General features: G+C 73.5%; 26 protein-coding genes. 8 read left to right on the top strand and 18 right to left on the bottom strand.

What is annotated here, in order from left to right:
- Positions 1 to 14: 14 nt before the first annotated feature.
- Positions 15 to 1,352: a 6-phospho-beta-glucosidase gene (locus BUE29_RS15385; RefSeq protein WP_143168204.1), complete on the top strand. Its 1,338-nt coding sequence runs from the start codon at positions 15 to 17 to the stop codon at positions 1,350 to 1,352.
- Positions 1,353 to 1,392: 40 nt separating this feature from the next.
- A complete protein-coding gene (locus BUE29_RS15380) occupies positions 1,393 to 1,797 on the top strand; it encodes a secondary thiamine-phosphate synthase enzyme YjbQ (protein WP_073391327.1) in 405 nt (134 codons plus the stop codon).
- A gap of 39 nt (positions 1,798 to 1,836) precedes the next feature.
- On the opposite strand, the gene BUE29_RS15375 is transcribed toward BUE29_RS15380, so the two are convergent.
- The 10 genes from BUE29_RS15375 to clpS all read right to left on the bottom strand — a co-directional run bounded on the left by BUE29_RS15375 (position 1,837) and on the right by clpS (position 9,014).
- Positions 1,837 to 2,595: an MBL fold metallo-hydrolase gene (locus BUE29_RS15375; protein WP_073391326.1), complete on the bottom strand. Its 759-nt coding sequence runs from the start codon at positions 2,593 to 2,595 to the stop codon at positions 1,837 to 1,839.
- Between the two features lie 28 nt (positions 2,596 to 2,623).
- Positions 2,624 to 3,397 carry a glutamate racemase gene (murI, locus tag BUE29_RS15370; protein ID WP_407657335.1) on the bottom strand — a complete coding sequence of 258 codons (774 nt, stop codon included), beginning with the start codon at positions 3,395 to 3,397 and terminating at the stop codon, positions 2,624 to 2,626.
- 108 nt (positions 3,398 to 3,505) lie between these two features.
- Positions 3,506 to 4,756 carry an HNH endonuclease signature motif containing protein gene (locus tag BUE29_RS15365; protein ID WP_073391325.1) on the bottom strand — a complete coding sequence of 417 codons (1,251 nt, stop codon included), beginning with the start codon at positions 4,754 to 4,756 and terminating at the stop codon, positions 3,506 to 3,508.
- A gap of 83 nt (positions 4,757 to 4,839) precedes the next feature.
- Positions 4,840 to 5,604 (bottom strand): hypothetical protein, encoded by a 765-nt coding sequence (locus BUE29_RS15360; RefSeq protein WP_073391324.1) that lies wholly within the window; start codon positions 5,602 to 5,604, stop codon positions 4,840 to 4,842.
- Positions 5,601 to 6,203, bottom strand: coding sequence for an RNA polymerase sigma factor (locus BUE29_RS15355; RefSeq protein WP_073391323.1), 603 nt, complete (start codon positions 6,201 to 6,203; stop codon positions 5,601 to 5,603). The genes BUE29_RS15360 and BUE29_RS15355 overlap by 4 nt, the downstream gene beginning before the upstream one ends.
- A gap of 166 nt (positions 6,204 to 6,369) precedes the next feature.
- Complete coding sequence (locus BUE29_RS15350) at positions 6,370 to 7,329, bottom strand: PLP-dependent cysteine synthase family protein (protein WP_073391322.1); 960 nt, start codon at positions 7,327 to 7,329, stop codon at positions 6,370 to 6,372.
- Positions 7,330 to 7,354: 25 nt separating this feature from the next.
- Positions 7,355 to 7,636, bottom strand: coding sequence for a MoaD family protein (locus BUE29_RS15345; protein WP_073391321.1), 282 nt, complete (start codon positions 7,634 to 7,636; stop codon positions 7,355 to 7,357).
- 175 nt (positions 7,637 to 7,811) lie between these two features.
- On the bottom strand, positions 7,812 to 8,228 hold the full coding sequence (locus BUE29_RS15340) for a M67 family metallopeptidase (RefSeq protein ID WP_073391320.1): 417 nt from the start codon (positions 8,226 to 8,228) through the stop codon (positions 7,812 to 7,814).
- A gap of 34 nt (positions 8,229 to 8,262) precedes the next feature.
- Entirely contained in the window at positions 8,263 to 8,721 is a 459-nt protein-coding gene (locus tag BUE29_RS15335; protein ID WP_159440882.1) for a DUF2017 family protein, read from the bottom strand.
- Positions 8,718 to 9,014, bottom strand: a complete 297-nt coding sequence (clpS, locus tag BUE29_RS15330) for an ATP-dependent Clp protease adapter ClpS (protein ID WP_143168203.1) — start codon at positions 9,012 to 9,014, stop codon at positions 8,718 to 8,720. Before clpS ends, BUE29_RS15335 begins: the two co-directional genes overlap by 4 nt.
- Before the next feature lie 67 nt (positions 9,015 to 9,081).
- On the opposite strand from clpS, the gene BUE29_RS15325 reads away from it, so the two are divergent.
- Genes BUE29_RS15325 through BUE29_RS15310 form a run of 4 tightly spaced genes read left to right on the top strand, consistent with a single transcriptional unit; the run spans position 9,082 to position 12,155 of the window.
- Complete coding sequence (locus BUE29_RS15325) at positions 9,082 to 9,603, top strand: hypothetical protein (RefSeq protein ID WP_073391318.1); 522 nt, start codon at positions 9,082 to 9,084, stop codon at positions 9,601 to 9,603.
- 44 nt (positions 9,604 to 9,647) lie between these two features.
- Complete coding sequence (locus BUE29_RS15320) at positions 9,648 to 10,934, top strand: nicotinate phosphoribosyltransferase (protein ID WP_073391317.1); 1,287 nt, start codon at positions 9,648 to 9,650, stop codon at positions 10,932 to 10,934.
- Between the two features lie 29 nt (positions 10,935 to 10,963).
- The gene (locus BUE29_RS15315; protein WP_073391316.1) at positions 10,964 to 11,533 is read left to right on the top strand and encodes a nicotinamidase; all 570 of its coding nucleotides are present in this window, start codon (positions 10,964 to 10,966) and stop codon (positions 11,531 to 11,533) included.
- Positions 11,534 to 11,543: 10 nt separating this feature from the next.
- A complete protein-coding gene (locus tag BUE29_RS15310) occupies positions 11,544 to 12,155 on the top strand; it encodes a hypothetical protein (protein WP_073391315.1) in 612 nt (203 codons plus the stop codon).
- Positions 12,156 to 12,161: 6 nt separating this feature from the next.
- Here BUE29_RS15310 and BUE29_RS15305 read toward each other — a convergent pair whose 3' ends face one another.
- Genes BUE29_RS15305 through BUE29_RS15275 form a run of 7 tightly spaced genes read right to left on the bottom strand, consistent with a single transcriptional unit; the run spans position 12,162 to position 19,763 of the window.
- The gene (locus tag BUE29_RS15305; RefSeq protein ID WP_073391314.1) at positions 12,162 to 13,646 is read right to left on the bottom strand and encodes an aminopeptidase P family protein; all 1,485 of its coding nucleotides are present in this window, start codon (positions 13,644 to 13,646) and stop codon (positions 12,162 to 12,164) included.
- On the bottom strand, positions 13,627 to 14,172 hold the full coding sequence (locus BUE29_RS15300) for a DUF4440 domain-containing protein (protein ID WP_159440881.1): 546 nt from the start codon (positions 14,170 to 14,172) through the stop codon (positions 13,627 to 13,629). Before BUE29_RS15300 ends, BUE29_RS15305 begins: the two co-directional genes overlap by 20 nt.
- Before the next feature lie 17 nt (positions 14,173 to 14,189).
- Entirely contained in the window at positions 14,190 to 15,239 is a 1,050-nt protein-coding gene (locus BUE29_RS15295; RefSeq protein ID WP_073391312.1) for an oligopeptide/dipeptide ABC transporter ATP-binding protein, read from the bottom strand.
- On the bottom strand, positions 15,232 to 16,230 hold the full coding sequence (locus BUE29_RS22095) for an ABC transporter ATP-binding protein (protein ID WP_073391551.1): 999 nt from the start codon (positions 16,228 to 16,230) through the stop codon (positions 15,232 to 15,234). The genes BUE29_RS15295 and BUE29_RS22095 overlap by 8 nt, the downstream gene beginning before the upstream one ends.
- 5 nt (positions 16,231 to 16,235) lie before the next feature.
- A complete protein-coding gene (locus BUE29_RS22090) occupies positions 16,236 to 17,108 on the bottom strand; it encodes an ABC transporter permease (RefSeq protein ID WP_073391552.1) in 873 nt (290 codons plus the stop codon).
- A gap of 5 nt (positions 17,109 to 17,113) precedes the next feature.
- Complete coding sequence (locus BUE29_RS22085) at positions 17,114 to 18,223, bottom strand: ABC transporter permease (protein WP_073391311.1); 1,110 nt, start codon at positions 18,221 to 18,223, stop codon at positions 17,114 to 17,116.
- The gene (locus tag BUE29_RS15275) at positions 18,210 to 19,763 is read right to left on the bottom strand and encodes an ABC transporter substrate-binding protein (protein ID WP_073391310.1); all 1,554 of its coding nucleotides are present in this window, start codon (positions 19,761 to 19,763) and stop codon (positions 18,210 to 18,212) included. The genes BUE29_RS22085 and BUE29_RS15275 overlap by 14 nt, the downstream gene beginning before the upstream one ends.
- Before the next feature lie 259 nt (positions 19,764 to 20,022).
- On the opposite strand from BUE29_RS15275, the gene BUE29_RS15270 reads away from it, so the two are divergent.
- Complete coding sequence (locus BUE29_RS15270; protein WP_073391309.1) at positions 20,023 to 20,583, top strand: helix-turn-helix domain-containing protein; 561 nt, start codon at positions 20,023 to 20,025, stop codon at positions 20,581 to 20,583.
- Positions 20,580 to 21,122, top strand: coding sequence for a helix-turn-helix domain-containing protein (locus BUE29_RS15265; protein WP_073391308.1), 543 nt, complete (start codon positions 20,580 to 20,582; stop codon positions 21,120 to 21,122). The genes BUE29_RS15270 and BUE29_RS15265 overlap by 4 nt, the downstream gene beginning before the upstream one ends.
- A 72-nt stretch (positions 21,123 to 21,194) precedes the next feature.
- Here the strand turns inward: BUE29_RS15265 and serB are convergent, their stop codons facing one another.
- Positions 21,195 to 22,415, bottom strand: coding sequence for a phosphoserine phosphatase SerB (gene serB, locus BUE29_RS15260; protein WP_073391307.1), 1,221 nt, complete (start codon positions 22,413 to 22,415; stop codon positions 21,195 to 21,197).
- Between the last annotated feature and the right edge of the window lie 36 nt (positions 22,416 to 22,451).

Genomic DNA, 22,451 nt, shown 5'->3' with positions numbered 1-22,451 from the left:
GGAGGTGCTGCTCGGTGAAGCTGTGCATCGTCGGCGGCGGCGGGTTCCGCACGCCGACCGTGTACCGGGCGCTGCTCGGCGAGCACGCCTCGCCGCGCGTCGACACCGTCGCGTTGCACGACGTGGACACCGCCCGGCTGGACGCGATGGTGCGCATCCTGGCCGAGCTCGGTGCCGACGACCCGCATGCCCCGGCGGTCGAGGCGACGACCGACCTCGACGCGGCCGTGGCCGGCAGCGACTTCGTCTTCGCGGCGGTGCGGGTCGGCGGGCTGGACGGCCGACGCTGCGACGAGCACGTCGCCCTCGACCTCGGCGTCCTCGGCCAGGAGACGACGGGCGCGGGCGGCCTCGCGTTCGCCATCCGGACCGTGCCGGTGATGATGCGGGTCGCCCGTGCGGTGGCGCGGCTGGCGCCGGACGCCTACGTCATGAACTTCACCAATCCCGCCGGCATCGTCACCGAGGCCATGCAGTCGGTGCTCGGCGACCGCGTCCTCGGCATCTGCGACACGCCGTCCGGCCTCGCCCGTCGCGTGGCCGAGCTGCTCGGCCTGGACCCCACCCGGGTGGAGCCGGACTACGTCGGGCTCAACCACCTGGGTTGGCTGCGCGGGCTGCGCCACGACGGGGACGACATGCTGCCGCGCCTGCTCGCCGACGACGACCTGCTCGGCCGCACCGAGGAGGCGCGGCTCTTCGGTGCCGACTGGATCCGCAGCCTCGGGGCCGTCCCCAACGAGTACCTGCACTACTACTACGACCACCGCGAGGCGGTGGCCGCGATCGTCGCCGCGCCCGAGACCCGCGGTGACTACCTCGCCCGGTCGCAGCGTGACTTCTACGCCCGGGTGGTGGCCGAGGCCGGCCCCGGGGTCGCCGCGCTGTGGCGGCAGACGGTCGATCACCGCAGCGCGACCTACATGGCCGAGGCCAAGGCCGATCGGGACGCGCCCGCCGCGCCGGCCGACGAGGGTTACGCCGGCGTCGCGCTCGCCGTGATGGCCGCGATCGGCCGCGGGGAGCCGGCCACGATGATCCTGAACGTGCGCAACGGGACGACCGTCGCCGGGCTGCCCGCCGACGCGGTCGTCGAGGTCCCGACCGCGGTCGACGGCACCGGCGTGCACCCCCTCCCCCTCGCACCGCCGACGCTGCACCAGCTCGGCCTGCTGGCGCAGGTGAAGGCGGTCGAGCGGCACGTCATCACCGCGGCGCTCACCGGCAGCCGGGCCGAGGCGGTGACCGCCTTCGCGCTGCACCCGCTCGTCGACAGCGTGTCGGTCGCCCGGCGGCTGGTCGACGGCTACGTCGCGGCCATCCCGGAGGTCGCGGCGGTCCTCACCCGCTGAGCACGGTTGCGCGTCCGGTCGCCCTGGGCAGCATCACTGCATGCGCAGCGAGACGATCGAGGTCAGGACCGGTGGCCGGGCCGAGGTGCACGACCTCACCACCGAGTGCGACCGCTTCCTGCACGACGAGGGCGACGGGCTGCTCAGCGTCTTCGTGCCGCACGCCACCGCGGGACTCGCCATCCTCGAGACCGGCGCCGGCAGTGACGACGACCTCCTCGCGGCCCTGGACGACCTGCTGCCGCGTGACGACCGCTGGCGACACCGGCACGGCAGCGCCGGGCACGGCCGCGACCACGTGCTGCCCGCGCTCGTCGCGCCGTCGGTGACCGTCCCGGTGATCGGCGGCCGCGCGCAGCTGGGCACCTGGCAGTCCATCTGCCTGGTCGACACGAACGTCGACAACGCCGTCCGGCAGGTCAGGCTGAGCTTCCTCGCGGGCTGACCCGCCGTCGCCGCTCGACCGCGGAGTCCGGTCCGGACGTCAGACCTGAAACTCCGCACCCGGACGGGCGAGCTCGACCGAACCGCTGAACGCCTCGGCCGCGTCGTCCGCCGCGACCTGCGGGGAGTTCCACGGCGGGACGTGCGTGATCACCAACCGGCCGACACCCGCCTTGTCGGCGTGCTCGCCGGCCATCCGCCCAGTGAGGTGCAGATCGGGGACGAGCTCCTCGTCCGGCCCGACCGAGGCCTCGCACAAGAACACGTCCGCACCCTCGGCGAGCTCGACGAGGTCGGCGGACTCGCCGGTGTCGGCCGAGTAGACCAGCGAACGGTCGTTCCAGCTGATGCGGACCGCGTTGGTGGGCGTCGGGTGGTTGACCCGGGCGTAGGACATCCGGAACGGTCCGAGCTCGCTCTCGACGGGCTTGCCGAACGCGAACAACCCCTGCAGGCCGAGCTTGCGGGCGAGCGGGTCGTACGCGGCCTCGAGCCGGTCGCGGGTGCCGGGCACGCCGACGAGCGGGATGCGCCGCTCCGGACCGCGCAGCGCATACCCGTCACCGCCGTAGCGCAGCGCCACCACGTAGGCGGTGAGGTCGATGCAGTGGTCGGCGTGCAGGTGCGAGATGACGATGGCGTCGACGTCGGCCGGGTCTACGTAACGCTGCAGCGCCCCGAACGCGCCGTGACCGAGGTCGAGCAGGAGCCGGTAGCCCTCGGCTTCGACGAGGTAGCCGGACGCCGGCGAGTCCGGCCCGGGCACGCTGCCGGAGCAGCCGAGCACCGTCAACTTCATCTGATCGCCTCCTGGACGGTGACCCTACTCACGCCGCGCCGTCGTGAGCGGCGGCGATCTCGGGCCCGAGGAAGCGGGCGCTCAGCCGCACGAAGGGCTCGCTCGCGCCGGTCGCCCGGAACGTGTGGCGCGGCGGCGGGGCGTCGTCGGAACGCAACAGGTCGAGCGAGGTCAGGACGCGGTAGACGTCCTTGGCGGTCTCCTCCGCGCTCGAGACGAGGGTGACGCTGTCGCCCATCACGACCGACAGCAGCCCGGTGAGCAGCGGGTAGTGCGTGCAGCCGAGGACCAGGGTGTCGACGTGGGCGGCGTTCAGCGGCGAGAGGTAGGACTCGGCGAGCCCGAGCAGCTGCCGGCCGCTCGTCACCCCGCGCTCGACGAACTCGGCGAAGCGCGGACAGGCCGCGGTGACGACCTCGACGTCGCGGGCGGCGGCGAACGCGTCCTGGTAGGCGCCGCTCGTGACCGTCGCGACGGTGCCGATGACACCGACCCGGCCGTTGCGGGTGGCGGCCACCGCCCGGCGCACCGCCGGGCGGATCACCTCGATCACCGGGACGTCGTAGCGCTCCCGCGCGTCGGCCAGGCACGCCGAGCTCGCGCTGTTGCAGGCGATGACGAGCGCCTTGACGCCCGACGCGACCAGGTCGTCCATGACACCGAGCGCATGAGCGCGCACTTGCGCGATCGGCTTCGGACCGTAGGGGCTGTTGCGGGTGTCGCCGACGTAGTGCAACGCCTCGTGCGGGAGCTGGTCGAGCACGGCGCGGGCGACGGTCATCCCGCCGACGCCGGAGTCCATCACCCCGATGGGAGCGTCGACGTCGGGCACGGTCGTCACGATACGGCGGTCGACCTGTCGAATGCGGCAGGCGACGCGGCCGCTGCCGGCACCGGCCGCGTGCGGTCGTCACGGCGGCTGGACGCGGGCGTTCCGCCGGGGGTGCTGGTGGGGGTCGAGCCAGGGCGGGGGGAGCCAGGCGGGGCGGCCGTCCCGCATGACCGATCGCCAGCCTTGTCGTTGGTGGTGTCGGTGGTGATGGCCGCAGACGAGGGTGCCGTTGGCGATGGTCGTCGGGCCGCCGTTCGCGTGGTCGATCACGTGGTGGGCTTGGCACCAGGCCGGTGGGGTGTCGCAGCCGGGGAAGGTGCAGCCGCCGTCGCGGGCGATCAGGGCGAGGCGCTGGGTCTCGGTGAACAGCCTCCGCGCATCGGTGTGACCGGTGACCGCGCCGTGCCCATCGAGGTCGACGCTCATCGTCCGGGCGTCGCCGCCGGCGATGCGGATCGCCTCGCGGGTGGGGAGGATCGCGCCGTGCCCGGTCGTCGTGACGCCGTCGCCGGTCTGCCAGTCGGCGGCCGACGCGGTGAGCAGGACCGTCGTGGAGATCCCGGCGACCGTGGGCAGGAGTTCGGCGCGCTGGACGAGGTCGAGCGCGTCGAGCAGGCCGTCGTGGCGGCGCTGCCCCGCGGTACGCGGATCCCGCACCCCGCCTTCGGCGGGTTTGGGCGCGGCCAGCGCGTCCAGGATGGTGAGCAGTCGTTCGGCGAGCTCGGCGGTCGCCTCCCCGCTGATCGACGCGGACCCGTCGGGGCGTTGCCGGATGGTCAGGTCCCGGTGCCGCTCGCGGTACTCGACGTCGGCCAGGGTGCCGTCCTGATCGAGCAGCGTCGTCACCCGCAGCGCCAGCGTGCCGAGTTGGTGGGGATCGAACTGGGTTGCGTAGTCGACGAGGTCGGCCTCGACGCGGGCGCCGTGCTCGACCTGCACCACGTCGGGCAGCCGCTCCACCGCGGCGACGACCACCGCCGCGTGCCGGGGTGAGATCGTGCCCGCCGCCTGTGCGGCCGCGACCCGCGGGAACGGCGCCGGCACCGTCTCACCGGTCAACGTGGTCATCGGCGCGGCCGCCGACGCGGCAGCCACCCGCGCCACCGCCTCGCGCGGATGCACCCGCAACAACGCCCGCACGAACGCCGCCGTGTTCCGCGCACCGTGCGTGAACGGCAACCCCCGCCGCTCGACCTCCGCCACGAACCGGTGCTCCACCGCCGCGAGCCGGTTACGCGTGCACTCCAGCTCCCGCCACGACTCCAACAGCATGTCGTCGTCGCAGCGCGCCAGATCGACCGGCACCAGGTCGTCGACAACGCTGCTCATGCGTTCGATTCTACTGTCGGGATCGACACCCGACAATCGTCAAACGCAGCCTGTGGACAACCGCGACCCCTCGGCGACTGCGGTCAGCGCGAGCTGTGACGCGGTGGCTGCGTGCGCCGGTGCGCATCGCCCCGATCGCCCCGACCGCTGGCGTTGCGGTCGTCGCGGCGGGAGGCCTTGCCGGCGTGCCGCGTACCGGCATCGCCGCGGCGTTCGTGCCCGGCCCGCGTCCGTCGGTGCTCACCCTCGTGACCGTGGGTGCGGTGCTGGCCGGGCGTGCTGCGGCGGCCGCGAGCGTCGTCGTCGCGGTCGTGACGGGGCGTGCCGTGAGCGGCCGTGGGCCGCGCGCGCGGCGCCGTCACCGGTACCGACGAGCCGGTCGGCACCGGGGACGCCGGCGGCGACGGCGCGGCGGCCGGTCGCGACGTCGGGCGCGCGTGGACCACTCCCGCGGCCCCACCCTGCGCCGAGGGGGGCGCGGAGCGCGCCGCGGGGCTGTGCGCGGCCGGCTCGGCGATACGGAAGGGCGTGATCCCGTTGACCACGCCCGTGACGAGGTGCTGCGCGGGCCCGGGCAGCGCGTCGTTGGCGGCCGCCACCCCGGTGGCGGCGAAGGTGGTGGCACCGACCACGACGGCGCCGAGCACCACCTGGGCGGTGCGCCGGCTGCGACGCATCGGGGTCGCCCCGGCGAACACGGCGGCGAGCTCGGCGGACGGCTCCGGGGCCGCGCGCCGGCCCGCGTCCCGCAGCGCTCCGAGCACGGCGGCGAGCTCGTCGTCGGCCACGCCGGACGAACGATGCCCGGCCAGCACCGCCTCGTCGTCGTCCCAGCCCGCTCCGGTCACGACTGCGTCATCGCCCCGGCACCTCGCGCGGTTACGCCGGCGCGCTCGGCCGGCTGGTCACCGAGCTCGGCGCGCAGCGCCTGCAGTGCCCGTCGCTGCAGTTGCTTGATCGACCCGACCGAGCGCCCCATGACGGCCGCGGTCTGCTCCAGGCTGAGGTCGCCGACGACCCGCAGCGCCAGCACCTCGCGGTGGTCCGGCGCGAGCCGGCCCAGCAGCGCGAACGCGCGCGCGGTCGAGCTCCGGTGCAGCGCCTCGTCCTCCGCCGAGGCCGCCGCGCCGACCACCCCGTCGTGCTCGTCGCGGTCGAACTCGACGGCGGCGGGTCGGCGCGAGCGGCGGCGGTGCTCGTCGACGGCGCGCGCGTGGGCGACCGAGAAGACGAACGTGCGCAGCCCCGCCACCCCGCCGGTGAGCTCCCCGAGACGTCGGAACAGCGTGACGAAGACGTCGCTGGCGGTCCCCTCGGGGTCGGGCACGCCACGGGCGGCGAGGTACCCCAGCAGGGACGGCGACAGCTCGCGCCAGATGAGGGCGAACGCATGCTCGCTGCCGCGCTGCGCGGCAGCGAGGACGTCCTCGTCGACGGAGTCGCTCACGGCACCTCTCGGGCGGGCTGCGGCACGCCGACGTCGGGGGGCGTGAGACGGCGTGCCGCAGCACCATGGGACTCAGTGGTCAGGACCCACTGAGTCCACGGTGCGGTAATCGCGCGGGAATGGCCGGGGTTACGCGTCCGGCCGGAACGACGCGCGGACCGGCGGCTCAGGCCCAGAGCTGGCCCTCGAGCCGCTCGGCCGCCTGCTGCAGCGTGCCGGTGTAGGCGCCGGTCGAGAGGTACTTCCACCCGCCGTCGCACACCACGAAGGCGATGTCGGCCGAGTCGTCCGGGCCGACCTTCTCGGCGACCGACAGGGCCGCGTGCAGGATCGCACCGGTCGAGATGCCGGCGAAGATCCCCTCGCTGTCGATGAGGTCGCGGGTGCGGCGCAGCGCGTCGTAGGACGTGACGGAGAACCGACGGGTCAGCACCGAGTCGTCGTACAGCTCGGGGACGAACCCCTCGTCGATGTTGCGCAGCCCGTAGACGAGCTCGCCGTAGCGGGGCTCGGCGGCCACGATCTGGACGTCCGGCACCTTCTCGCGCAGGTACCGCCCGGCCCCCATCAGCGTGCCGGTGGTGCCGAGGCCCGCGACGAAGTGGGTGATCGTCGGCAGGTCGTGCAGCAGCTCCGGCCCGGTGCCCTCGTAGTGCGCCTGCGCGTTCGCGGGGTTGCCGTACTGGTAGAGCATGACCCAGTCGGGATACTCCTTCGCGATCTCCTTGGCGGTCGCGACGGCCTGGTTGGAGCCGCCGGCCGCGGGCGAGGAGATGATGCGCGCGCCGAACATCTCGAGCAGCTGACGCCGCTCCACCGAGGTGTTCTCGGGCATCACGCACACCAGGCCGTAGCCGGCGAGCTTCGCGGCCATCGCCAGCGAGATGCCGGTGTTGCCCGACGTCGGCTCGAGGATCGTGCACCCGGGGGTCAGCCGGCCGTCGGCCTCGGCGGCGCGGATCATCGACAGGGCGGCGCGGTCCTTGATCGAGCCGGTGGGGTTGCGGTCCTCGAGTTTGGCCCACAGCCGTACCGGGCGCTCACCGTCCCACCGCGGCGAGAGCCGCGGCAGCCCGACGAGCGGGGTCTGGCCCACCGCGTCGATCAGCGAGTCGTAGCGCGTCATGCGCGTTTCGCCTTCCGCCGGGTCGTTAGCGGCTGCCGCCCGCGACGGCCGGCAGGATCGTCACCGAGTCGCCGTCGTTCAGCGTGGTGTCGAGCGAACCGGTGAAGCGGACGTCCTCGTCGTTGACGTAGATGTTGACGAACTTGTGCAGCGCACCCTCGTCGGTGATGAGCCGACCCTTGATGCCCTCGTGGTGGGCGTCGAGGTCGTCGATGAGGGCGGCGAGGTTGTCGCCCTTGCCCTCGACGGCCTTCTGGCCGCCGGTGTAGGTGCGCAGGATGGTCGGGATCTTGACCTCGATGGCCATGGTGTCGTGCTCCTGGGTCGGGTGCGTGCTTACGGGACGTAACGCTGCGGCCCGCCGTTCTCGTCCCACGGTAGGACGCGGCGCCGCGGGGCCGAAATCGGCCGACGGGCTCAGTGACAGTCGTAGTCGACGACGACGACGGTGTGGGTGAGCAGGGCCCGTTCGATGAGCGCGCTCACGCCGCGCCGTCCACGAGCTGCACGTCTTCCTCGGTGACCTCGCCGTCGACGATGCGGAAGGAGCGGAACTCGGCGGCGTCGTCGTCGCGGGTCGAGACGAGGACGTAATGCGCGTTGGGCTCGGACGCGTAGCTGATGTCGGTGCGCGACGGGTAGGCCTCGGTCGCGGTGTGCGAGTGGTAGACGACGACGGGCTCCTCGTCGTTCGCCGCCATCTGCTTGTACAGCTGGAGCAGATCGGTCGAGTCGAACTCGTAGAACGTGGGCGAGCGGGCCGCGTTGAGCATGGGCACGAACCGCGTCGGGACGTCGCTGCCCTCGGCGCCGGCGACCACGCCGCACGCCTCGTCCGGGTGGTCCCGGCGGGCATGGGCGACGATCTCGTCGTGGATCGCCCGGTCGATGCGCAGCACGCGCCCGAGAATACCGGCCCGGGCTGTGGCCCGGTCAGCGCATGAGCGCGGTGACCACGGCGTCCTGGACGCCGGTCAGCCAGTCGTAGATCAGCCAGGGCTGCGCCTCGGGATCGGTCGGGTCGATCGCCGGCGGCTCCTCGGTGACCCCCAGGCGGGTGCCGAGGGCGAGCCGGAGGTCGTTGAGCACCTGCAGCCACCGCCGCGAGACGTCCTCGCCGCCGAGCGTCACCGTCGCGTCCCGGGCCAGTTCGGCGACGCATGCAGCGATCCGCTCCACCCGCTCGTCGCGCAGCGAGGACTCGGTCAGGCCGCGGTACTCGGCCTCGGCGTCGCCGTCGTCGGGGTAGGCGGCCGGGAAGAGCCGCTGCTGCACCGGGTCGTCGGCGTCCTCGGCGGCGAGCAGCGTCCCGAGGTCGTCCAGCAGGCCGGTCAGCAGCTGGGCCTCCACGTCGGTGAACGCGAGCCGCAGCGGCCGTCGCCGGATCCTCACGTCTGCTGTTCGAGGGTGGCCCAGAGGCCGTACCCGTGCAGCGTCGAGACGTCGAGCTCCATCCGTTCGCGCGGGCCGGACGAGACCACCGCGCGACCCTTCTGGTGGACGTCGAGCATGAGCTGCTCGGCCTTGGGCTTCGCGTAGCCGAAGACGGTCATGAAGACGTGCGTCACGTAGGACATGAGGTTGACCGGGTCGTTCCAGACGATCGTGATCCAGGGCCGATCCGGGTCGACGACGGTGTCGCCGGCCGTCGCCTCCTCGCGTTGCGGCGTGAGCGTTCCCGGCATGGGCTCCATGGTGGCACGGGGGATGCGGCTACCGTGCCCCTGTGAGCGACGTGGGCGCGGCGGTCCGGTGAGCACCGCGGAGAGCACGCCCGACGGCGCGGCGGCCACCGGCGGGCGGCCCGGTGTCAGTGGCCGCAACGTCGTGCTGGTGCTGCTCGGCGGCGCGCTCGTGCTCGCCGCGCTCGGCGGGCTGCAGTGGTACACCGCCGACGGCGGCGGCGTGAACTCCGCCGGCACCGGTTTCACGTTCACCGACCTGCACGCCAACGCGACGAGCCTGCACGCGGCGGTCTCGGGAGCGTACTTCGACTGGCTGGGCTGGACGGTGTTCGTGGCGGCGGGCGTCGTCGCGCTGGCCGCCAACGTCCCGTCCCCCGTCACCGACGTCCTGCGCGTGGCCGCGTTCCTGCTCGCGGTCCTCGGCCTCGTCGCCACGTACTACGCGCTGGCCCAGCTCTTCGACGCCCAGCGGGTCGCCGGCGGGTCGACCCACTCGGTCGTGCACAACGCCTCGTTCGGCTTCTGGGCGGTGTTCGCGGGGTTCGCGCTGATCCTGCTCGGCGGCACGCTCGGCGCGCGGCGCGGGTGACGCCGCCCGACCAGACGTCGCCCGCGGTCTGACACGATCGGGCCATGACCCTGCCGACCACGGCGCTGCTCACCGACCGCTACGAGCTCACCATGCTCGGCTCGGCCCTGCGTGACGGCACCGCGCACCGTGAGTGCGTGTTCGAGGTGTTCGCCCGCCGGCTGCCCGAGGGGCGCCGCTACGGGGTCGTGGCCGGCACCGGGCGGCTGCTCGACGCGCTGGCCGACTTCCGCTTCGACGACGAGACCGTCACGACGCTGCGCGAGATCGACGCCGTGGACGACGCGACGGCCGACCACCTGGCCGGCTACCGCTTCCAGGGCGACGTCGACGGCTACCCCGAAGGCGAGCTCTACTTCCCGCACTCCCCCGTCCTCACCGTCAGCGGGACGTTCGCCGATGCCGTCGTGCTCGAGACGCTCGCGCTGTCGATCCTCAACCACGACTGCGCGATCGCGTCGGCGGCGGCCCGGATGGTCACCGCCGCCGCCGGGCGTCCGATCATCGAGATGGGATCGCGCCGGACGCACGAGCAGGCCGCCGTCGCCGCGGCCCGCGCCGCGTACCTCGCCGGGTTCGCGTCCACGTCCAACCTCGAGGCCGCGCGCCGCTACGGCGTCCCCACCGCGGGCACCGCCGCCCACGCCTTCACGCTGCTGCACGACGACGAGCGCGCCGCGTTCGCCGCGCAGGTCGACGCGCTCGGCGCGGGGACGACGCTGCTCGTCGACACCTACGACATCGCCCGCGGCATCGAGCACGCGGTCGAGGTCGCGGGCCCCGGCCTCGGCGCGGTCCGCATCGACTCCGGCGACCTCGGGGTGATGGCGCGCCACGCCCGCGAGCAGCTCGACGGGCTCGGCGCGACCGGCACCAAGATCGTGGTGAGCGGCGACCTCGACGAGTTCGCGATCGCCTCGCTCGGCGCCACGCCGGTCGACTCGTACGGCGCGGGCACGGCGGTCGTCACCGGGTCGGGCGCCCCGACCGCGGGGATGGTCTACAAGCTCGTCGAGGTCGACGGCCGGCCGGTCGAGAAGCGCTCGGCGCACAAGCAGAGCCACGGTGGTCGCAAGACGGCGCTGCGCTCGCACAAGCCCAGCGGGACGGCGGTCGAGGAGATCGTGGTCGCGCAGCGCGACGTCACGCCCGGCGAGGACGAGCGGCCGCTGCAACTGCCGCTCGTCCGCGGCGGCGAACGGGTGGCCGGCCTGCCGACGCTCGAACAGGCGCGCCGGCACCTGCGCGAGGCCACCGTGACCCTGCCGTGGGACGGCCTCAAGCTCTCGCGGGGCGAGCCCGCGATCCCCACCCGCTTCACCCACGACTGAGCCCGACGGGCCGCCGTTAGCCTGGGGCCATGACGAACGCGGTGATCGTGGTCGACGTGCAGCAGGACTTCTGCGAGGGCGGGTCGCTCGCCGTCGCCGGCGGCGGGGAGGTCGCGCGCCGCATCAGCAGCCGGCTCGCCGAGGGCGGGTACGACCACGCCGTCGCCACCCGCGACCACCACATCGACCCCGGTGGCCACTTCTCGGCCGAGCCCGACTTCGTCGACACCTGGCCGCGCCACTGCGTCGTCGGCACCGGCGGCGTCGACTTCCATCCCGACCTCGACACCGGCCGCATCGAGGCCGTGTTCGACAAGGGCGAGTACGTCGCCGCCTACTCCGGCTTCGAGGGCGACGCCGACGGGGTCGGCCTCGCCGACTGGCTGCGCGAGCGCGGCGTCGAGCAGGTCGAGATCACCGGGATCGCCACCGACCACTGCGTGCGCGCCACCGCGTTGGACGCCGCCCGCGCGGGGTTCGTGACGACCGTCCGCCTCGATCTGACCGCCGGGGTCGCCCCCGCGACCGTCGAACGGGCGCTGGCCGAACTGCGCGAGGCGGGCGTCGCGCTCGTAGGTTCGCCGGCCGGTGACCACTAGGGTCCGTGCCATGAGCCAATGGAACGACGGACAGGGCGATCCGCGGCAGCACGACCCGACGCGGCAGTTCCGTCCCGACCCACGGGCGGGCGACCCCTACGGTCAGGTGCCCCCGCAGGGCCCGCCGCAGCAGCAGCGCGGACCGTACGGCGCCAACAATCCCTTCGGCACCGAGGGCAACGAGCAGTTCGGCATCGGCGGCATGGTGTGCGCGCTGCTCGGCGCGATCCTGCTGATCGTCTGCCTCACCGCGCTCGACTGGTTCAGCACCGACCGGCACGGCACGCTGTCCTTCGGCGACGTCGGCGACCTGCTCGACGGCCGCGGCGACGCGACCGGGTTCGCGTCGGCCTACTTCGGCTGGTTCGCGTGGGTGTTCCTGCTCGTCTCCGTCGTCGCGGCGGTGGGCTCGAGCTTCCCGTCCCCGGCGCTGCGGGCGCTGCGGGTCGTCGGCGTCGTGGCCGCCTTCGCCGCCGCCGGGCTGAGCTTCCTCGCCATCCAGGTCACCGACAGCCGCAGCTACGTCGACTGGCTGGCCGACGCGCGCGTCGGCTTCTACCTCGCCGTCGTGGGCTTCGTCCTCATCGGCGTCGGCGCGGCCATCGGCCCGCGCAAGGTCTGACCCGCGTCACCCGACGACGTCGTCGCGCGACGGCGCGCGCGGGCCTGCCTGCCGCTGGTCGGCCAGCCAGCGCTCGACCTCGTCGGCCCGGGTGGGCAACGCCGCGGACAGCACCTGGTTGCCGGTCGCGGTGACCAGCACGTCGTCCTCGATGCGCACGCCGATGCCGCGCAGCTCCGCGGGGACGAGCTCGTCGTGGGGCTGCAGGTAGAGCCCCGGCTCCATGGTGAGCACGTGGTTCTCGGCGAGCACCCCGTCGCCGTAGGCCTCGGGTCGCGCGTGCCCGCAGTCGTGCACGTCCAGCCCGAGCATGTGACCGAAACCGTGCAGCGTCCACCGGCGGTACGTCGTGCGCTCCGGGTCCATCGCCTCGTCGACGCTGCCGGGCAGGATCCCGAGTGCGGACAGGCCCTCGGCGAGCACGCGCATGCAGGTCAGCTGGACCTCGCGGAACGCCACCCCGGGCGCCACGGCCGCGAGCCCGGCGCAGCGTGAGGCGTACACGATGTCGTAGACGTCGCGCTGCGCGGTGCCGAATGTGCCGGAGACGGGCAGGACGCGGGTGACGTCGGCGGTGTAGCCGTGGTCGTTCTCGACGCCCATGTCCAGCAGCAGGGTCTGACCGGGCCGCACCACGCCGTCGTTGTGCGCCCAGTGCAGGATCGCGGTGCGTTCGCCACCGCCCACGACCGAGCTGTAGCCGACGGCGTTGCCGTTCACGCGGGCCCGCCACGCGAAGGCGCCGTCGACGAGTCGCTCGGGCGTGGGGACGTCCGGCGCCAGGCGACGGGCGACGTCCTCGAAGCCCAGGACGGTGGCGTCGACCGCGTCCTGCAGCTGCGCGAGCTCCCACTCGTCCTTCACGAGGCGCAGCTCGGAGAGCACGCTCGCCAGCAGCGCGTCGCGCTCGGCGTTGTCCGGGGTCACCGGCAGCAGCGCGGTGTCGATGCCGGCGTCGTAACCGCGCAGCACGCGCACCGCGCGCCGGGCCGCCACGACCGCACCGATCGCCCCGGGGAGATCGGCGAGCGGCGCGGTCGGCACCTGCAGCCGCAGCTCCTTCTCCGCCGGCGAGAGGCGTCGGCCGTGCCAGACCTCGCCGTCGACGCGATCGAGGTACTGCAGGCCCGAGGACGGGTCCGACCGCGGCCGCACGTAGAGCACGGCGTCGTGCCCGGTGGCCGTCGGGTGCAGGACGAGCACCGAGTCCGGATCGTGGTCGCCGGTGAGCCAGAGGAGGTCACTGCCGGCCCGGAACGGGTACGGCGCTCCGAACGTGCGCCAGCGGACGGCGCCCGTCGGCACGACCAGGGTCTCGCCGGGAAAGGCGGTCGAGAGCCGCGCGCGACGCCGGGCGAGGTGCGTGGCGTGCGGGACCGGGGTGGTGTCGACGTCCCGCTCGCGCCAGCCCTGCGTCATCAGGTCGGCAAAGGCCTTCGGCACCGACGCGTCGTGCGCTCCGGCCAGCTCCTCACGTCCGATGTTCGCCATCTCGCCCCTCCCCCTCCGCGGCGGCGCCGCCGACCGCGTATTCCTCGATGCGGGTGATGCGTGCGTCCGCCACCCAGACGCGCATCATCGTGTCCACGATCTCGTCGTTGCCCGCGGCGTCGACGGCCCGGAAGACGGTCCGCTGCACGTAGCCGTCGGCCAGGTGGTCGCGCCGCACGTCGGTGGCCTCGAGCGCGCGGTAGGTCCGCGCCATCGCGGCGATCAGCTCCAGGCTCTCGGCCTTGTCCCGGTCGATCCCGTCGTGGTTGTGCCAGACCACGAGATCGTCGGCGTAGAGGGCGGCCGCGGCCGCGACGTCGCCGCCGACGATCGCGGCGAGCAGGGCGTCGGCGATGGCGTCGTGGGGTGCCGCGACGATCTCGAGGCCGGCCGCGTCGAGGATCTGGGCGTCGGCCGCCGGCCGATCGTGCCCCTCCTGATGACGACCGGTCGGGACGACCTCGACCCAGCGGCCGGGTCGGGCCGAACCGTCGCGTTCGACGACGGTGGCATCGCGCAGCCACACGGTGGACCTCCGGGCGATCACGAGCGGGTGGGGACGCGGACGAGACAGGCGGCGGCGTGCTCCGAAGGCACGTCCGCGGCGACGTCGGCGGGCGCGTCGGCGGGGACGGTGGCGGGGACGGTGGCCAGCATCGGGACCGTGGTGGCGCACCGGTCCTGCACGAGCGGGCAGCGCGGGTGGAAGCGGCACCCCCGCGGCGGCCGAGCCGGGTCGGGCACGTCGCCGGGCAGGTCGAGCGGCACGGTGCCGGCTCCGTCGGCGCGCGGGATCGCCGAGATCAGCGCCTCCGTGTACGGGTGGGCGGGCTGCGACCACACCGCGGCCGTCGTGCCGGTCTCGACGATGCGGCCGAGGTACATGACCGCGACCCGGTCGGCGATCTGGCGCACCACCGACAGGTCGTGGGAGATGAAGACCATCGCCATCCTGTCCTCGCGGGCCAGCGTCAGCAGCAGGTTCGCCACCTGCGCCTGCGCGGACGCGTCCAGTGCGCTGATCGGCTCGTCGGCGACGATGCAGCGCGGCCGGGCCGCGAGCGTGCGGGCGATCGCGATCCGCTGCCGCTGGCCGCCGCTGAACTCGTGGGGGTAGCGCTCGACCGCGTCCGCACCCAGCCCGACGCGGGTCAGCAGCTCGCCGGGCAGCCACTCGGCCTCGCTGCGCGAGCCGTCGCGCAGGCGAACGCCGTCGGCGATGAGGTCGCCGACCCGGCGGCGCGGGTTGAGCGAGGCGTACGGATCCTGGAACACCATCTGCAGCGGCCGCAGCGCGGCGGGCCGCCGTCGATGCGTCATCGGACTCACGGGATGGCCGAGGAAGTGCACCGAGCCCGTCGCGGCCGGCTCCAGCCCGACCAACGCGCGCCCCAGCGAGGACTTGCCGCAACCGGACTCGCCGACGAGCCCGAGGACCTCGCCCGGGCCCACCTGCAGGTCGACGGCCTCGACGGCGCGCACCCGCCGGCGGCGCGGCCCGTACTCGACCGCGAGCCCCTCGGCCCGCAACGCCGGGGCGGTCACCGCGGCATCGTCCCGGGCGGTGGTGTCGTGGGGGTGCAGGTCAGTCATGGCCACCTGCCGGCGCCGTGACGAGGCAGGCGACCTCGTGCGGGTCGGTGGCACCGTCGGTGCGCACCAGCACCGGACGGTGCTCGGAACAGGAGGCGACCCGCCGCGAGCAGCGCGGCTCGAAGGCGCACGCGACCGGTACCTCGCCGAGGGCGGGCGGGCTGCCGGGGATGGGGCGCAGCGCCGGCGGCCCCGCCGCTCCCACGACACCGGGATGGGGCAGCGCGTCGAGCAGCGCGCGCGTGTACGGATGGCCCGGTCCGCCCAGCACGGCGGCGCGGCCGCCTCGCTCGACGATGCGTCCGCCGTACATGACGCAGACCTCGTCGGCGATGGCCGACAGCACCCCGAGGTCGTGGGTGATGACGAGCACCGCCAGACCGCGTTCGCGGCGCAACCGGTCCAGCAGGCGCAGGATGCCGGCCTGCACGGTCACGTCGAGCGCGGTCGTGGGCTCGTCGGCGAGCAGCACGTCCGGTTCGCAGGCGAGCGCCGAGGCGATGGCGATGCGCTGACGCATGCCGCCGGAGAACACGCCCGGATGCGCGGCGAACGCGCGCTGGGGATCGGGGATGCGCACCGTCGCGAGCAGCTCGAGCGCGCGTTCCCGCGCCTGCTGCGTGTCGAGGCCGAGATGGTGGCGCATGTGCTCGGTGAGCTGGGTGCCGACGGTGAGCATCGGGTGCAGGCTGGTCGCGGGGTCCTGCGAGATGAGCGCGACGCGCCGGCCCCGCACGTCGCGCAGCCGCCGCTGCGACAGCGTGAGCAGCTCGGTGCCGTCGAGCCGGACGGAGCCGCTCGTGCGCGCGCCGTGCGGCAGCAGGCCGAGCACGGACATCGCCGTCATGGTCTTGCCGCTGCCGCTCTCCCCGGCCAGGCCGAGGATCGCGCCGCGGTCGAGGGCGAAGGACACCGAGTCCACGGCGGTGCGGTGGCCGCGCTTCGTCGGCAGGCTGACGGAGAGGTCCTCGACCTCGAGCAGGCTGGTCACCGGCGTCACGTCCGCAGCGCACGCGCGGTGCGCGGGTCGAGAGCGTCGCGCAGCGTGTCGCCGACGAAGTTGAAGGCGAGCACCACGGTCAGGATGGCGAGGCCGGGGAACAGGCTGATCCACCACTTGTCGAAGTTCGCCGCGCCCGCGGCCACCATGGCGCCCCACTCGGCGGCCGGGGGCTGCGCGCCCAGCCCGAGGAACGACAGGCCCGACAGCAACAGGATCGCGTTTCCCATGTCGAGGGCGGCCATGACCAGCACCGGCCCGGCGACGTTGGGTCGGATGTCGACGAGCAGCGTGCGCATCGAGGACGCCCCGAGCAGTCGGCTGCTGATGACGTACTGGCTCGTGCGCGCCGACAGGACGAGCCCCCGCACGAGCCGCGCGTACGCCGGCCAGCTGACGACCACCACCGCGATGACCGCGTTGCGCAGCTGCGGGCCGAGCGCGGCGGTGACCGCCATCGCAAGGATGATGCCGGGGAAGGCGAAGACCAGGTCGGCGAGGCGCATGACGGCGGCGTCGACCGCGCCGCCGACGAGCCCGCCGATCCCGCCGAGCAGCCCGCCGATGATCATCGAGGCGAGGACGAGCAGCGCCGCGAGCGGCAGCGAGATGCGGCTGCCGAACACCACCCGGCTCAGCACGTCGCGGCCGAGCTCGTCGGTGCCGAACCAGTGGGCAGCGCCGGGCGGCACGAACAGCGCGGCCCGCTGGGCGATCGGATCGGCGGGCGCGACCAGCGGGGCGAAGATCGCGACCACGACCCAGAGCACGACGACGGCGAGGCCGACGACGGCCAGCGGCTGTCGCCAGGGCGAGCGGGCCTGCCGGCGTTCGCTGCGCCGGGCGGCGCGGCTCGCGAGTTGCTCCAGTGCGGTCACGACAGCCGGATCCTCGGGTCGATGACGCCGTAGAGCACGTCGACGGCGATGTTGATGACGATGTAGACGACGGCGACCACGATGCTGACGCCCATGATCGCGGGCAGGTCGAGGTTGGTGGCGCTGCGGAACGCGTACTGGCCGATGCCCGGCCAGCCGAAGATGTTCTCGACCAGCACGGTCCCCGACAGCAGGCTGCCGAACGCGACGCCCGCGACCGTGATGATCCCGACGAGCGCGGGTCGCAGGATGTGGCGGACGACGACCACGCGCTCGGGCAGCCCCTTGGCGCGCGCGGCGCGGATGTAGTCGCTGCCCATGACCTCGAGCACGGATGCGCGGGTGAAGCGCAGCAGCATGCCGACGGTGTAGATGGCGAGGACGAGACCGGGCAGGACGAGGTGGCCGAGCGCGGAGCCGAACAGGCTCCACTCGCCGCGCAGCAGGGCATCGAGGGTGTACATGCCGGTGACGTGGGCCGGCGGCGGCTGCCCGGGGTCGAGCCGGCCGCCGCCCGGTGACCAGCCCAGTTTGAAGAAGAACACGTAGAAGGCGACGAGCGCGATCCAGAACGTCGGGGTCGAGACGCCGGCGAGGCTGACGACCCGCAGGACCTGGTCGGGCCAGCGGTCGCGGGTCAGCGCGGCGACGACGCCGAAGACGACACCGAGGACGAGGCTGACGGCGATGGCGAACAGCGCCAGCTCGGCCGTGGCCGGCACGTATTCGGACAGGTCGGTGGCCACCGGGCGATGACTCTGCTGCGAGGTCCCGAGGTCGCCCTGCACCAGGTGACCCAGGTAGATCCCGTACTGCGCCGGCAACGAGCGGTCGAGACCGTTCTGCTCGCGGAACGCCGCGACGGCGGCCGGATCGTTGATGGCCTGCTGCCCGAGGTTCGCCGCGGCCGGATCGCCGGGCACGAGCTGGGTGAGCAGGAACGCGATCAGCGTGGTGCCGAGGACGAGCAGCACGCCGATCGCGAGCCGCTTCGTCAGATACCGGGCGAGGTCGCCGCGCCCCTCCCGGCGCGGCGACCTGCCGGGGGCGAGGCCGTCGTGGGGGCCGGCCTCGCCGGGCGGGACGAGTGCGTCAGCGGACGTCACTGAGGTCCAGTTGCCAGAGGGCGTTGCTGTGCACGCCGGTGAGGGACTTCGCGTTCACGAGCAGCTGGGCGGGCTGGATGAGCGGCATGAACGGGCTCTTGTCGTTCAGGGTCGTCTGGATCCGCGTGTACAGCGCCCGGCGCTGCGTGCTGTCGGTGGTCTGCTGGGCCTTCGCTCCCAGCGCCTCGAGCGCGGCGTCCGCGCCCTTGGCCCACTTCGCGCGCAGGCCGACCGTCGCCCCCGGCAGGAAGGCCAGGTAGTCGCTCGGGTCCGGGAAGTCCGGACCCCAGTACCAGAGACCCATCTGGTCCTTGCCGTTGCGGTACGTGTCCAGCGCGGTCTGGGTGGGGGCGGGCTTGAGGTCGACGGTGATGCCCACGTCGGCGAGGTTCTGCTTCACGCGGGCGGCGAGGTCACCGAAGTTGAGACCGTTGACCTGCAGGTCGCTGGGGTAGGACATCGTCACCGTCGGCCGGCCGAGCCCGGACCGGGCGAGGGCGGCCTTGGCCCGGGTGACGTCGCGCCTGACCGCCTGCGAGGCCGGCAGCGAGCCCAGGAACATGCTGGGGATGACGCCGGCGGCCTGCACCGAGCCCGTGCCCGCCAGCTGCAGCAGCCCCTGGTAGTCGATGCCGTAGCGCACGGCCTCCTGGAAGTCGGGGTTGCTCGTCGCCTTCGACACCTGCGCGCTGGAGTTGGTGTAGACGAAGAAGACGTTCGGCGAGGCGGCGCGCTGCACCGTCACGCCGGTGAGGCCCTGCGCCTGCGCGGGTGAGAGGTCGACCGCGATCTGGGACGTGCCCTTGACCACGTCGAGCTTCTGCACGTTGGCGGCCACGTTGCGCACCACGATCGTGTCGTACTTCGGTTTCGCGCCCCAGTACTTCGGGTTGCGCTTCAACGAGACGCTGCTGGCCGGGTTGAACGACGAGATGACGTACGGGCCCGAGCCGGCCGACGCCTTGTTCAACGCCGACTCGGCCTTGTCGGCCTTGTCGGCGCCGGCCGCGTCGGTGCCCCCGGCGGCCTTGACGACCTTGGAGTTGACGATGCCCAGCGCGGGGTTGGGCACGATGAAGGGGATGGCCGGGTTCGGGGTGGCCGAGCGCAGGACCACGGTCCGCGCGTTCGGCGCGCTGACGGTGATGCCGGCCATCAGGAACGACGGGTTGCCCTTCAGGTTGGCGACCCGCCGCAGCGAGAAGACGACGTCCGCGGCGGTGACGGGCGTGCCGTCGGCGAAGGTCGCGCCGGCGCGCAGGGTGAAGGTGAACGTCGTGGCGTCGGGCGACGCCGTGAAGGACGTCGCGAGATCGGGCACCGGCTTGGTCATGTCGCCCTTGGCGAAGGTCAGCAGCGTGTCGTACGCGGCGCGGTCGACCAGCAGCCCGGTCGGCTCGAACATCCGGCCCGGGTCGCTCGTCTTCAGGTTGAACGACGTCTCGACGATCAGCGTGCCGCCCCCGGCCGACGACGCGTCACCGCCGCCGCACGCGGCCAGCGACGTGGCCGACAGCGCCGTGACGCACAGCGCGGACATCCAACGGAACCTCAACGCGACCCCCCGGGGCGGTAGCCGCAGGGCTCGCGAGCCGCTACGGTCTCGGCAGTATCCGGCTCGCAGGGCCGGAATTCCTGCCTGACTAGATAAGCTCTAGTGCGACAGGACATTAGGTAGCGCGCCACGCACTGTCAACGGTCCGCGGGCCAGTTGACGCACTTGTAACGTGCGGACCAGGTCCGCACGGCGTCGCGCGACGGCGGGACGAGGCGCCCGGGCAGGCAGGGGGACGGCACCGGTGGTCGACGAGGTCATCGAGACGGCGGGTCGGCAGCTGCGACTGCTGCGCCAGTCACGGGGCCTGACCCTGGCCGAGCTCGCCGGGCACACCGGGCTCAGCGACGGCTACCTGTCCAGCGTCGAGCGCGGGACCACGTCCCCGTCGCTCAGCTCGCTCGCCACCATCGCGGCCGTGCTCGGTTCGGACATGTCGGTCTTCTTCCCGACGACGACCCGCGGCCACGTGCACGTGCACCGGGCGGCCGGCGAGGACCACCTGCGCATCGCCGCGGGCAGCAACGAGACGTACACGATCCTGTCCGCCCGCTCGGTCGCCCCCAACTTCACCGGCCTCATCGAGGACATCGGGCCCGCGGCGGAGGACACGACCTACAGCTTCTTCGGCGAGCGGTTCCTGGTGATGCTGACCGGCGCGATCGAGCTGCAGATCGACACGACGACCTACCGGCTCGGGGCCGGGCAGATGATCCACTACTCGGCGCATCCGAATCACCGGCTGCGCGTGGTGTCCGACCATCCGGCGCAGATCCTGTGGGTCGTGACGCCGGCGCTGCTGTGACCGACACGCGGGCCGACGCCTCGTTGGCGCTGCGCATCGGCGCCCGGTTGCGGGCGCTGCGCACGGGGCAGCGTCTGACCCTCGCGACGCTGGCCGGCCGGGCGGGGATCTCGGTGTCCTACCTGTCGGCGGTCGAGAAGGGCGTCAACCTGCCGTCGCTGCAGGTGCTGGCCGCCGTGACCGAGGCCCTCGGCGCGAGCATCCCGGCCGTCCTGGCCGACGAGGGCAGCCCCCACGCGGTCGTGGGCGCGGTGCCGTCCGACGGAGCCGGGGCGGCGACGGTGAGCCATCCGCTGCTGCAGCTGCGCAACGCGGTGATCAGGTCCGTCGCCGGCGACACCGGCGACCCGCCGGTCGAGGTCGCGGGCCGCGACCTGTTCCTGTACGTCCTGTCGGGCCGACTCGTGGTGCACGTCGACGGCCAGGATCACGAGCTGCGGACCGGCGATGCCGTCGACGTCAGCCGGCCGGGCCTGGTCTCCTGGTCGGCCGCGGAGGACACGATCAGCGTGTGGAGCAGCTGCCCCGACCAGAGCTGACGCCGCTGCCGGCCCGGCACGCCGCGGGGCTGCGAACCGACGACGCGACCAGCTGCTCGGCCGCGCGGCCGCTCAGCCCGTCGCGGCGTCGGCGGGGTCGTCGGCGGCGGGATCGTCGGCGGCGGCCTCGGCGACGTCGGAGTCGGAGATGCCGAGGACGAACAGGATCGTGTCGAGGTAGGGCAGGTTCACCGACGTGTCGGCGGCCCGGCGCAGCGCGGTCTTGGCGTTGAAGGCGACGCCCAGGCCGGCCGCCTCGAGCATGTCGATGTCGTTCGCGCCGTCGCCCACCGCGACCGTCTGCGACGACGGCACGCCGTAGCGCTCGGCGAAGCGGGCGAGCGCGGCGGCCTTGCCCGGCCGGTCGACGATGTCGCCGACCAGCCGGCCGGTGACGACGCCGTCGACGATCTCGAGCTGGTTGGCCGCGGCGAAGTCGAGCTCGAGCTCGGCGACGAACCGGTCGGTCACGAAGGTGAAACCGCCGCTCACCACGCCCACGTGGAAACCGAGGCGGCGCAGCGTGCGGACGAACGTCCTGGCCCCCGGCGTCAGCCGGAGCCCGTCGCGCACCACGTCGAGGTCGGCGACGGTGAGTCCCGCCAGCAGCGCGACCCGGGCGCGCAGCGACTCGGCGAAGTCGAGCTGGCCGGCCATCGCGCGTTCGGTGATGGCCGCGACCTCGCCGCCGACCCCGGCCCGCTCGGCGAGCACGTCGATCGCCTCGTCCTGGATCAGCGTGGAGTCGACGTCGAGCACGACGAGCCGCTTGGCCCGGCGCCGCAACCCGGCCGGCTCGACGGCGATGTCGAGCCCGGTGTCGTCGGCGGCGCGCACCAGGGCCGCGCGCAGCCGCGTCGGGTCGGCGGCCCCGACGATCATCTCGACGCTCGACGCCGGCTCGGTGGACAGCTGCGTCATCGACTCGATGTTCGCGCCCGCCTCGGCGATGTAGCCGGCGACGTGGCTCAGCGCACCCGGACGCAACGGCCGGCCGAGCACGATGACGTGGCTGCGGCTCGAACGTGCCGGTCGCCGCGGCGCGGGATCGTCGGCGACGGCGACCTCGCACTCCATGCCCAGCGCGTGCGCGGTCTTGGTGACCGAGTTGCGCAGGGCGGCCGGGTCGCCGCGCAGGTCGAACAGGACGGCCAGCACCAGCCGCTCGCGGATCACGACCTGCTCGACGTCCTTGACGTCGACGTCGTGGGCGGCGAGCGCGGCGAAGAAAGACGCCGTCACCCCCGGCCGGTCACGTCCGGTCAGGGTCGCCAGCACCGAGGTGGGCTGCATCGAGGTTCGGTCTCCGCCAGGGCGACGACCGTCGGC

The sequence above is a fragment of the Jatrophihabitans endophyticus genome, assembly GCF_900129455.1.
In the GTDB taxonomy this organism is placed as follows: domain Bacteria; phylum Actinomycetota; class Actinomycetes; order Mycobacteriales; family Jatrophihabitantaceae; genus Jatrophihabitans; species Jatrophihabitans endophyticus.
Note: the sequence above shows the minus strand (reverse complement) of the source record. Positions and strands in the feature narration are given on the sequence as shown.